A 13,551-nucleotide genomic window follows, 5' to 3' on the forward strand; every position below is an offset into this window, starting at 1 on the left:
ATCCCTCCCTTCCCTTTTTCTGCCATCTGATCGATTTTGATTTTTCTCTTATTTTTTTACTCCTCCTTGCCCTTATCATTCCTCTCCATATTCTTTTTTATATTTTCCTCCTTTCTTCGCCGTTCTGCGAGCGCCAGCCCTGCCCCAGCGCTCATACATATCAGTCCAATCACCAGTTTCCACTTCCAAATCAGTGAAATTGCTTCATTCAGACGCTCTTTTTCGTCCTCGACCTGATAAGCACCTTCTACTTCCCAGGTGGCTGATTCTCCATATCCCATCTTCGGAAGCGGCTTCATCTGTCTGCCGTCGAGAACAATTTTCCCCTCTCCACAGATCGACTCTGGCACGTGAACTGTTAAATAGCCCTCTTTCAGCTCTTCTATCACTTTCTTTGGATATTCCGGCTGACCATGTCCCGGTCGCCCTGGCTTCTCCGGCTTCAAACGGTCATACATCCGCACAACCGTCACCGTTCCGTCCTCTGAAACCGTAAATGAAACTGGTTCGGCTTTTTCGTAGCCCTCCGGCGCTTCCAGCTCTTCCAGAATATAGCGGCAGCCCTCCTTTAAAATGCCCTGTATACATTTCTCCTTTTCTTCAGAAATCCATTCCAATATTACCTTTCCAGTCTCATCAGAAATCCTCAGGAGGGCACCTTTTACAAATTCGCTATCTCCTTTCTGCTCCCTCCATTTCCGCTTCTCCACCTGCACTTCCGTCGGTCTGTCATACATCTTCACCTGATCGACTCGACCGTCCAGTGATACCGTAAATGTCACTTTTTCTGCTTTCCAGTACCCATCCGGCGCTGTTTTTTCTACCAGCACATAGTTTTTTCCAGCGTTTAACTTTCCTTTTATCACATGGGCGCCCCGATCAGATACCCACGAATCAACCAAGGTTCCGCCTTCCTTCTCCTCCCAGAGTTCCATCCGCGCCCCCGGCAGTTCCTTTTCTCCCGTCACACTGTATTTTGTGATTTCCACGTGCGTCGGCTTATCCTGCATGGAAATCCGCTCGACCGTTCCATCCTCGGAAACAGTAAACGGAATCTCTTCCGCATACGCAAATCCATCCGGCGCTCCCGTCTCGCGCATTATATAACTCTTTCCCGGTGTCAACGTTCCAATAATCTCATGAGGATGATCCGCAGAAATCCATGATTCGATTACATTTCCAGACTGATCCAGAATCTCTATCTGAGCACCCGGAAGCTCCGTTCCGCCCAGATCTGTCTTTGAAAAGACCAGCTTTGTCGGGGAATCTATCATTCCAATTCCATCTATCTGTGCATCGTCCCCCAGAGAAAAAATCATCTGATTCGACTCCACCTCTTCCGTTTTTCCACCGTCCAGTTCCAGCAGTTCAACCAGGCGGTATCTATTCCCACGTTTGAGCACTTCGCGCACCGACCGATCATTCTGATGAAATTCCCAGAGCACTGTATTTCCCTGCCGGGAGGTCCGTCCCGTGCTTCCTGTACTCTTCCACTCGATCGGCAGTCCATCCGGAGTCTGTGCCGGAACTTGTGCCCGAACCTCATAGTTTGTTCCCCACGGCATTCCTGTCAAAACAACCGATTCGCCACAAGAAAGCGTCAGGCTTCCTCCACTTCGCAGCGTTCCCGATTTAGAACCTGTGTACGAAATCAAGCCTGGAAGCTCTTTTCCCTCCGCATTCTTTAAGTATAACGTATATGTTATATCTACCTGCCTTAACAACGCCGCAGCAGTTCCCGTCACCCGCCCGGCGATAACAATTGCGCCCGGAGATAGAATTGGATGGAAGGATTCATAGCTTTTGCCCGTTTTTCCCCATATCGTTGCCGTTACCGTCATACCAGAATGATTTTCCTGTCCGTTTTCATTTATATGCTCTCCAACCAGAACAGCCACCCGCAAAATGCCTCCTGATCCGGCTGCCACATTCTCTATATTCCAATACCAGGATTCACCTATTTGTTCCGCTCCGCCCATCGAAGCCGCTGTCATTAGTTCACACCCAGCTGGAATTTCCAGTCCAATCTTCATATTTTCTTTTTTATCTGACTGGTTCCGATATGTAATTTCATATACAATTACACTTCCCGGCAGCACCGCTGCTCCGTCTTTTCCAATCGGGGAAACGGCGCGGATGCCACATGGGTCGCTGTATTCCGGATTTCGTATTTCATGGATATATCCCAGGCCATCTCTGTTTTCCGGGATCCAGCTTTCCACTTCCCTGCCATCTGTCTCTTTCTGATGATATTCTTCCAGACGATACCTCGTTCCTTTTAATGTTCGAAGCGTCAGCGGATAATGTCCGTTCTCATCCCAATTCAGACGGAATGTATTTTTTCCTATCGTCCGACGGCTGCCGTCACTGAACTCAATGATCTCCCGCAGTTCGAAACGATGTCCTTCCGCCACCCCCTCTTTTTCACATTTTTCTCGTTCCAGATAAGGCGCAGAAGCTTCCATCAGTGAAGAAAGTACAAATTCTTCCCCACTGTCCAAATCCCACAGTGTTCTCACCAGACGAAGTGCTTTTCTTCCCTGCACCCGCAGAGACGTTATGCTGTCAAATAAACCGTCTGCTGTCTCTGTCTCCAGCGCATTTGCACCATCTCTGGCTGCGTTAATCCCCCTGCCTGTATCTGACACCGTGAAAATCATCGGTTTCTGCACAGTGTATCCATCCGGCGCTTCCAGTTCTTTCAGAAGATACGTGTGCCCGGCAATCAGCTTTCCTTCTATCACGTGTGTTTTCCCATCGCAGATCCAGGATTCCAATGCCTCACCCGCTTCAGCGTACACACCATCCAAAAATCCAGCTTCATACACTGCCAGCTTTGCTCCTGACACAAAGAGACCCGTATCGAAATCCATCTTGGAAATTTTGATTTTCGTTGTTTCATTCGGCACCGTCAGATTATACGTTAGCACCTCGCATTCCTTCTGATCTTCCATCAGCACCTCGTACACGCGCGGAATAAGTTGATATCCATCCGGCGGCATCGTCTCACGGACTTCGTAATGGTACGGAATCCAGCTTCCATTCTCCCCTATCGTTCCGATTGGCAGAAACGGGCTTTCCGCCTGACCGCTCTCGTCTGTCTCCATCTGAACCTTTTCTCCCGTCTCTCTGTTTTTCACTTCAAACACCGCACCTGCCAGTTTTTCCTCTGGCTTTCTCTCATCCACCTTTTCAACCCGAACCCGCCCCTGTTTCAGCGTATTAACCGCTTCGATTATCTCCTCCGAAGCAGCCGCCACAATAAATTTCTTAGGTTCCATGAGGCGATAACCTGCCGGTGCCGAAAATTCCACCAAATAATAAGCTCCATAGGCAATCGGAGAAATCCGATGCGGCTTCCAGTCCCCTGCCTTCCAGCCTGCCGGAATCTCCTGTTTTTCTGCTTCTTCCTCTGTAAACTTTCCATCCGATCCAGAAATCCAGCGTTCCACTAAATATTCTTTTTCCTGCACCAGGCTTCCATCCTGTGCCGCCCGGAAAACAGCAAGTTCTGCGCCTGCCAGATAAATTGCCTCTTCGGATGCCTCTCCTGAGCTTCCCAGCTTGGAAATATAGACAGACTTTGCCCTATTTTCCAGCCCGTAAAGCTGAATTTCAGCAGTTTCTTCGACAATCACCGGCTTCGGTGCTGCTTTCTGATAGCCGCTTGGTGTTTTCGTCTCCACCAGAACGTAATAGCCTTTCTTTCTGTTCGAAGCCAAATCATTTTTCGTCGGATTCAGCGGTAAATAATCAATCCGGTGAATCCCATCGGAGGTATCATAGCTGACCAGAGTTCCCTCCGCCTGGTAATTCCATCGGAAATCATAGCTGTAGCCTGCTTTTCCATCTAACTGCAGATTTTTCGTCGCCTGAACAAGCACCTGTGAACCATTTCCCAGATTCCAGAGCTGACGCACTGATTCGCCCTGTTCTGTCGCTGTTTCTTCCTGTTTTTCAGCGGTATATCCACACCATGTAACCGTGTTGAACCTTGTATGATATTCTGCATACAGCTTCTGATAGCGGGCTGCAAAGCTGTCGCTTCCTTGGCTGTAGGCTTTCGCATCTTCGGTCTTCCATCTCGTCACCTGTTTTTCCCGGTCATAGCGCGGTGTTCCATCCGCCTCCATGACAATTCCATTTTCATCTGTCACTGCCTCATACAGGGTCAGCTCCGCCGCATATGCATTCGGCAGACATTCTTTTTTTCCATCCTTCTTCTCATATTTGAAAAAGGCGGTTTTTATATGATCTTCCTGCATCGTGATGAGCTGCAGCTTAGAAGTTTCCTGGATTTCCACCTCCATTTGATTTGTCAGATATCCCAGAGGCGTCTCTATCTCCTCGAGAATATAATCGCCTGCCGGAATCCCCTCCCATGCCATCGGCGTCTTTCCGACGGTCCATTTGGCAGTCACTGTCTTTTTCTGGTTTCTCTCATCTAGTACCGTCCAGTTCGCCGGAAGTTCCCCTTTCTTTTCCAGATAATACCCGGACGGATGTGTTTCCAAATCATCACTCGCAACTCTTTTTGCTGGATAGAGCGCTAACACGGCTCCTTCCACACTTGAAAACGTATACCCCCCTTTTCCTTCCTCCCAGGTCTTAGAATCCGATTCGTTCAAAATGTGATCATAGTCCCGGACTGGCTGCTGATATTGTTCTGGCGCGTCGATCTTTTCGATCTGCACCGTGATCGGGCGGTTAGTAAGGCGCAGCTCCTGTACCTCACAGGTTTCCTCTACCGTAAGCCCTGTCGGCATCCGTTTCGCATAGCCGGATGGGGCGCGTGTCTCCTCTAAAATATACGTTCCCGCCGGGACGCGTTTTAAAACATCCACCTGCCCATCTCTGATCCGTGTATGGAACGGATCGTTTGGCGTTTCATCCCCGGTTATCCAGCTGTTTTCCATCAGATACGCCTCACCCTGACGGTGGTACAGCGGTCGATCATCTTCCCGTTTTTCCGGATCATTTCCAATATCATAGAGTGCTGCCTTCAACTGCAGATCCCATGCATTGGCATTGTAAGCTCTGAGAAGATCGCTGTATCGGTAACGCACATAATCGCCATCCCGATCATAAACGGGATATCCTTTAATATAGGTCTGAGCGGAACGCTGGTAATAAACCGGCAGCCCATTTTCATTCAAAACCGGATTGACATGGGGCTGCAGCAGACCTCCGTCATATGTTCCAATCGTGTACTCCTGTTCCGTATCAGCATACATCGTTGCCACACGGCCGGTCTTTATCTTATCCCTGGCAATCACATTTCCATAGTGATCCTTAGATACCTGGATCGCCCACACCAATGTTTTGCCGGTTTTTTCCTCCGTCACATATGCCATTCCCGTGTACGGTTCTACCTCGCTGTCCCGGCTTCCGTCTGATGCCAGATGATAGAATTTTGTCCCGGAAGGAACGTATTCAAACCGCCTTTCTTTCCGGCTGTACACCATTTCTTCATAGCTGGGGCTTACAATTTCCAGAAATGGAACGCCGTCTTTCATCGCATAGATCGGTTCGCTGTCTTTCGGACGCACTGGTTCGCCTTTTTCGTTATAGGCATACCGCACGCCCCGGAGTGTCGTAAATACCTCCAGAGCCCCGAGATCGTAATATAAAATGTCTGTATCTTCGCGTTCAACCCGCTTGAGAATCCATCTGCCTTTCCCCTGGTCGTTGAACCGGTCATCCTGCGTATATCGTTTATAATTGTTATTTTCTCCTTTGCTATCTTCCTCCTCTTGATCTTTATCCCTCACATACAGAAGCCGGTTTCCCGAATAGCCTTTCTGCACATACATCCGGGTCACATTTCCAAACGAATCGCGCACCACATTGACACCGGCATACGCCCGGTCCTCACTGTCCCCGTTCTTCTTTACCTCGATCGCATCATACAGGCGCATCGATGCACCTGGAAGATATCGGTTGAATGCGTGCGCTATATCTGGAACACGATGCCAGATCGCCTTTCCAGTAAAAACCTGATCCTCATAAATCAGGTCAATCCTCTCCCCGGCTTCCTGTTTTGCCCTCAGACTATCCAGCCAGCCCTTTGACCACCCATACCCAAGGAACGTTCCCGACGCATTGTACGCCAGTTCCAGATTTTCAAGACCATAACGGTTCGAAAGCTCGGTCAAAGTTCCCTCTCGCCGATCGCTCAACTTAAACAAAATCTCCGTTTCCTCCTGTTTTACTTTCGCGATTTCCAGCCGGATCGGCGTATTTCCTACATAAATCCGCGCCACATCCCCCCGGTCCTGCGGCTTATTGCCATTTGACTTCGTTCCATCCGGGTTCTGGACTGCTTCTCCGTTGCTGCTTATCCGGGTTACCATTTCTCCATACACGGCAGCTGCCACCCGCTGACCGCGCTCTCCGTCCCGATAATACGTCACTTCATCCGAATACACTTCCACCGCTATCGGTTTCGTTCTCACGTATCCTTCCGGTGCAGATAATTCACACAACACATAGGCTCCTGCTCCCAGCGGCTGCGGCGTGATCAGATATCCTGTATTCTGGTTGGACGGCAGAGTTTCCCCCAAACCACCAAAATCCTGCAGCGTCGAATAAACCTGGAATGTGCCCGTCCGCGTCCCAAAGGCATCCCGCATCACCACCTGATCGGTTTCACTGCAAATCGGAGTTCCTGCCGGGATTATGCCTGTATATTTTCCTGTATAAGGTGCTTTCCAGGGGTATTTTGACGGAATTAGCGTTTTCAAATCAACCGGCGCGATTTTCTTTGCCCCCATTGCCTCCAAAAATTCCCGGCTGGCTGTCACCTGTGTATCTTTTTCATAAAACTGCACCTCCCCCTCGCTGTACTTCGACGTGTCCCGGCTGGCGGCATAAATAGCGAACACCGCATCATCATGCAGAATATTCTCTCCCGTCTCCGAATCTAGTTTTTCAATCCGAAGCTTTGCAGCATAAAACGTATTCCGGTATTTTCCATCCGCGTAGCCGGTAAATCCCAACGCATCATAGGCGGACTCCGCCGCCGGTTCTGTCACACTGTAAGGCACCAATCCCTGAAAATACCGCCCGTCAAACCCGGTCAGCGCCCCGGTGATTGTCCTGACATGATCTTTCAGATAAAATCCCGCCGGATTGTTATCATCCGTCTTCTCTCCATACGGATATTCCACTGAATCTGCCCACCCTGCCTGCTCTGAGATCGACCATAGCGGTAATAGCTTTCTACCTTCTCGTTGCTCCGGTACCGGCTGTTTGCATTTTCAGACCGATAAATGTCCTTGTACGGTGCCATTTCCCTCTGAGCGGGCGAAAATCCGCTGTAGTCATAGCTTCCGCCTGGATAGGAGATCGTTCCCTGCCGTTTATCCGCATCCAGACCATACTTATAAATCTCATAATTTCCATCCTGTCCATGTGCGCGGATCACATATTTCCTCAAATCCGCCTGATTTGTATCTCCCCACTCTTCATTCATCCGGATCTGATAGTTCGCCGCCAGCGTTTCCGGCGATGCCGAAGCGTCATATCGGTAATCCGCTGACTTTTTTTCCGGAGATACGAGGTTTCCACCTGCCTCATAAACCGACGGGACTTCTATTTCTTTCGGCTGGTCGATCCGATAATGCTGGTTTTTGAAATCTTCCAGTGCTCCCGAATACGGCTGCTGCTCGACTGCCACATAGGTACCGTAAGGAAGGTATTTCGAAACGCCATAATAATAACCTTCCTCGGATTTTTTTAATTTTTCTGCTGACAACGTTGTTTTGTCCCGATCGGAACCTCCATTTTCCGCGCTGTCCCACTCAATCGCGTATAAATCGTCCAAATCATAGGAGAAAAACGGCTTCAAATATTCCTCTGCTTTTAAAATTGCCTGATGTAATGCTTCATCATAGATATAATCCGGGTAGCCTTCCTGTCCGCCCAATGCTTGAATGTTCTGCTTCTTTACCTCATTCTTCAAATACCAGTCAATCGCAAACTGACGGACAGCATCCGACCGTTTTGCATTTTCTACGGCTGCTTCTGACGTACGGCTCTGATTCTGTATCGCCGCATTGTTATGATGCACCGGATCTTTTGTTTCTCCGCCGCTGCTTCCAAAAATACCCGTACGGATCCATGCAAACGGCTTAAAGGATGTATCTGCTGCATCTGCCCGCTGCCATTTATCCCGGTTCGCCACCGCCATCGCATCGAAAAATTTCTCATACTGATAGCCTGGAACTTCCCGTACCGCTCCCGCTCCATCTTCCTTGATCCGCATGACTGTCTCAAGAAGTCTTGTATATCCCTGATTGACCTCTTTCGAATCCGCGATCTGCCCGTCTTTTCCATATTCGTACAGACGATCATTTGCCGTCACTGCGCTGTCCCAGACATTGTTATTGACGGAACCAGCCGTCTGGGAATCTTTTTTATGAGTTACCTGCGTGAAAATTTTCTGAACCGGAGCAAAGGATTCTCTAAGCAGCGGAAAATTCTTTTTTACCTCCGGCAACGAGACAACTTCTCCATCCCGATTCATCCACACGATTTCGCCATCCGTATTCCGGTACAGACGTTCCAGATTGGATTTCAAATAGAGCTTAAAACGGAAATTTGGCAGTGCCGAAGCGACATTTTCCTTCCCTCCCTCTTTTTCCGTAAACAGATCGGTATGTCCACTTTCCGCATAAGTGTTATGTGCATAGGTGGTCTCCGGTGTCGTCGCTATATCTTTGATGATTTTTATCTTTTGGCGGATCACACGCTCCAGTACACCCAGCGGTTCTTTTCTTGTCCCGGCATCCTGATAGGTGGTCTCCTGCCCAGGGTATGCCAGTGCCACCGGGACCACATAAGAATCATCCCCTATCAAGCCGGAACGTCCAGAATCGATATATGCCTTTGCCCGCGCCTGTTTTACCCACGTGTAATAGCTGGAACTGTTCATCTGGTGGCCGGCAAAGAAACCATTTCCCAGCATTGCGGCTTCTTCCTCGTTCAGTGTAACCTTCTTCTCTTTCAATACCGCCTTAAATCCCAGCTCTTCCAGCACACCTGCATTTGTTTTTTTTACACCAAAACTATCGGTAAAATTCGCGTTGATCTGCAGTATGTATTTTCCGTCTGCATTCCAGTCTGCTGCCTGATGAACCCATTTTGTCTCCGTCACCTCCCGCTGCTGTGTTTCTGTCTTTTCCTGGTAAATAAATACCCGGATCGGCTGCCCATCCGCATCGTGCGGAATTTCCCCGGTTTTGTAATAGACATTTACCTCATTTTCCTTCGGAACAATCGTACCATCTCCCTCAATCACAGCATCGGTCTGCAAAAGTGCCGACGCCATCACCTGATTTCCAGCAGTTGTTTCCCTGTAATCGGTATACGTTCCAAATGCGTCCCGCTCGCGATTATTTGAATATGGTATATACACATAACGCGGACACATTTCCATATTATCCGGCAGCCACTCTGCCCGGTGAAAAATCAAGCTGTCTTTCTCCGGATCACTTCCCAGTACCATAAAATTTTCCGGTATTCCTAAAATTCCTGCATATACCGTAAATTCAAACGAATCCGAATACTCATGCACCGCGTCCAGACCGCCATAGCTGATATATGGATGGGTCTGATAAAAATCCAGAATGGAAGTGATCGCGTCTCCCACTGTCATTGAGATTCCATCTTTTGTTTTCGGCACCGCAATCGTCTGAACCGGAGAACCATACACTGTTTTTTCTGCCTTTTCTCCCGGCGTCACACCGCTGACGCCGTACACGTCCCGCTCTCCTTCCCGGACACCCCGGTCAAATACGCCGGTATAGATACTGGAATATGCATTTCCTCCTGCTCCCGGTATTCTCGGCGTTGTTTTCGCATGTCTGCGGAGTACCCGCTCGGCTTTCCCTTTCAGATAACAAAAGTCATCCACATCAAATGTCTTTACCAGCCTGTCCGCATTTTCTTCCTCTGTCATTCCCGTTTCTGCCTGCAAAAGAACTGCTTCCACTGTCTCCGGCACAAGTTCCTGCACCCGGACCTGGCGCATCCACCCCGCCGCATAATCAATCGGAACCTTTTTACTCATCGGCGTGCCATCCGCATTGTACTTTGGATACTGATAGTCGTTTTCTGCCGCTGCCAGTTCCCCGGTATAAACTTTTTCATACTCACCTGTCCCGGCTTCCACCGAAACCGTACCTTTTCCCTCATCTTTTCGATAAAAGCTCACGCCCTCCGGCAGCCCTGACACCACAATCTCATAAACTCCATCTTTCGTGTTCTTCGACTCTGCCGAAAAGAAAATTTCATTCGTATCAGCGCCGCCATCGCCTGCCTGCTCTTCCCCGTACATCTGCATGGAAATATGGGCATATCCTTCTCCCGGTTCCAGGACCGCTGCCTCCAGATCCTGTCCCAGGTTTGTAACTGCGTGAAGTTTATTTCCAACCGAAAGTTCAAAGCCCTCGGATCGGCTTAATTCCTTGACATAATATTCCCCCATCAGAAGCGGGCGTCCAATCCAGGCATTTCCATTCTTTGACGTATTGTTATAATAAATCCGCTCCCAGGCTTTATCTGCCGTATAATCATCGATCGCCGCATCTTGTGTATACAGATTTCCCGGCGCTTTCTTTCGCCATCCATCCGCTGCATCCGCAATTGTCCCTTTCGAATAATCATAGGTTCGCCCCGGCGCCTCTGTACATGCCAGAAACGAGGCATCGCCATTTTTGTCTGTCGTCGCCACCGCCACCAGATGATTTGCCCGGTAAACTACCCCTGTTTTCCCATCCGGATGTAGCAGATCTTCTGCTGCAAACAAGCCATACACTGCGCCTTCCAGCGTCGCATCCCCCTGTGCGTCTCCAAGGGCATTGTAAGACTCATTTTCGCCCTTTTTCAGATCCAAATCCTTTTTATTGATATGTACCTCGCCCTCTGTCCGATGATCGTAGATCCTCCAGGCATCTTTCTCGCCGTCTGCACCATTGCAATGGCTGAAATTGCCAGCACTTCCCGGCTCTATCGCTGAACCCACACTCGCGGAAACAAGCGCCGCTTCATAGGCAGGGAAAAATAGTGACTCTGCTGCCGCCCCCGCCAGTGTTTCCGTTCTTTGTGACAACTGAGGATTTCGATACAACAAAGAAGGTGAATGCCAGCTTGTATAAAAATCCGCCTCGGTTGTCAATAAATCTGATCCGGTTGCCGTATATCGCCGAATACTTTCACGTTCCGCTTTTTCTGCTTCTTCTAAATCATCATCCGCTTCATCAATAAACACAAACCCTTTCTGGACACGATTTACCAGATGGTCCGAAATAGATACTTTCATCTCCGAGGCAGTTGCTTCCTCCTCCGACGGTGTCGCTTCCCTCAGAAGCGCTGCATCCAATGCTGTAAACAAAACGATCTGCTGCGGCAAAACACGCATTTTTAAAGACTCTGGAAATACCGCATCCTCGCCTGGTAAATTCGTTAGATTCATCCAAATCGTCCCACCAGGCGCACTTTGAGCGTCTAAGCCAATTCTTCCAAAAAATCCTGTCTTCCCCGCACTTTCTTCATTCCGATTTTCTAAAGCCTCTCCGATGCCCTGACTCCTTCTCACACTCTTCGTTCCCAGCACCACATCACGTGAATATCCGCCTCCAAAGGCTGCATTTGCCCCATGCTCAGATGCATCGGTTGTGATAATCTCAATTGGCAGGTCATCTGCATGTTCATCATGCAGAATATATCCATCCCGCGCTTTAAATTCTTTCCAGGTATAACTGTACTTCATGGAAATGAACTTCTCATACGTCTGCCCACAGTCCTCCTGGCAGCCAGACTTTGCATACGAAGTTTCCCCGTCTGCCCCTGTCATCGGTCCCGCATCGGGTGTTTCTCCCTCGGAGCCGCCGTCTGACGCGATACCTTCTATCTCCCCTGCATCGACCTCCTCCATTATCCAGTGGAAATGGACGCCCTCAAAGTCTCCGCCCGCCTTTCTTTCACATTCCTCTTCGCACAAAAGCCAGCTATTTGCCAGGCGGATATTTTCTGCCTGCGCCGCCTCAATCTCATCCTCATTGATGACTTCTCCCTCTTCATCCTCCTCTTCCTCTGGAACAGGTACAAAGACCGGTGCCGGATGACCGTCACAGAACGTCTTATCATAGTGATAACCGTGTTCCACCGTCTGGGAGGCGTAGCCATCGCCATCTGTTACCGCCGAACCCACTTGTCTGAAACCATCCCAGAGAACCGGCTCATCCTGATAATGACTGGCATATGGTTCTCCGCCCTCATACAATTCGGCAGCTCCGTCCCGCTCAGTATTTACCCTGTTCTTATCGTCAAAGCGCTCAAAGAAGCCAAACCGCGCCCCTTCCAGCGCTTTCCCTGTCTCATGATCGTATTTATACATCTGTAGATTATAGGTGGAAGTAAAATCCTCTTCATGCCTAAATACCTCAAACTGAATGCCTCCCTGCTCCGGTACCGGGGTTGGATCGCCCGCCAATGCAGCAAAATAATTGACCGGAACCATTCCGAGCTCCATCCATGCCATCCGCTGATGAATCCACGGATCACTTTTGGCAGGCGTTCCGCCTCCGTGTGTCCCCGAACAGGTCACACACTCCCAGATTTGAAGCGACTGGTCAATCGCCTCCTCCGCCGAAGCATATCCCCCGCCGCCCGAAGCGTATGGGGTTCCTTCCACCCGGAAACGAATCAGGGCTTTCGACGGTTTTGGATTTGGATTTTTAAATACAATCTGCGAGTCGGTTTTTATATATGTCCATCCATCGGTCGGAACCGGACTGAATGAAACACCGTCATTGTTTGAAAATTCAAGCGGTACAGAACGGATAAAATCCCAATCCGAGCCATCCGGCGCAAACGACAGCGTCAGAGTCGCCGCATCTACCTGTTTTGCCGTTCCCAGCGAGGTGCTGGAAGCTATCACATTTGGAATCTTTCCGCCGCCGACACCGGTATTTTCCTTTCCGCTGCCTCCGCCAGACAGCATTCCTCCCATTTGCATGTACGCCTCACTATTTGACGCAGCTGCCTCCAGCCACGGATATTTTGCCCGCACAGCTGGAACATAGAGGATTGTTTTCAGATCTTCCTCGGACACCATCTTGATAATTTCCGGTTTTCCCTGTGCTTTTGCTGCCACATTGATCGCCCGGATAAATGTATTTGCCTTTTCATCCCCCAGCGCGGCTTTGAGCGAGAGCATCGCCCAAAATACATATTTCTGTTCCTGACTGCTCAGCGGAACGGATGCCTGGGAGGGACGGTGTGCTTCATAGAGATCCCCTTTTTCTGCAATTCCCCAGATCGCATAACCGCCCTTATCGATACAATAAAGCTTGTGTCCCAGCAGCGTATCGCCATGGGCTGTCGTCAGTGTTGTCTGCTGACCACTCGCAGGTGCCGCTTTCGCCGGAAAAACCGGGAATCCTGGCAAAAAAGCCATTCCTCCCAATATAATTGCCAGTACAAACGCCATCCCCCGTTTCACATTCTCTCTGTACCGATACTCCCCCATAAACTTCCTCCTCGTTT

At 49.5% G+C, this 13,551-nt stretch carries 2 protein-coding genes; both read right to left on the minus strand.

Annotated elements, in window-relative coordinates:
* Positions 1 to 56 precede the first annotated feature (56 nt).
* Complete coding sequence (locus tag DWZ16_RS10125) at positions 57 to 7,169, minus strand: prealbumin-like fold domain-containing protein (RefSeq protein WP_118522730.1); 7,113 nt, start codon at positions 7,167 to 7,169, stop codon at positions 57 to 59.
* Positions 7,112 to 13,534, minus strand: coding sequence for a hypothetical protein (locus DWZ16_RS10130; protein WP_118522731.1), 6,423 nt, complete (start codon positions 13,532 to 13,534; stop codon positions 7,112 to 7,114). Before DWZ16_RS10130 ends, DWZ16_RS10125 begins: the two co-directional genes overlap by 58 nt.
* Positions 13,535 to 13,551 lie beyond the last annotated feature (17 nt).

This window comes from Clostridium sp. AF29-8BH (assembly GCF_003478145.1).
In the GTDB taxonomy this organism is placed as follows: Bacteria; Bacillota; Clostridia; order Lachnospirales; family Lachnospiraceae; genus Otoolea; species Otoolea fessa.

Bases quoted from the DNA above. Each gene is read 5' to 3' on its own strand.
- DWZ16_RS10130 (WP_118522731.1), bottom strand. From the start codon at position 13,534: ATGGGGGAGTATCGGTACAGAGAGAATGTGAAACGGGGGATGGCGTTT.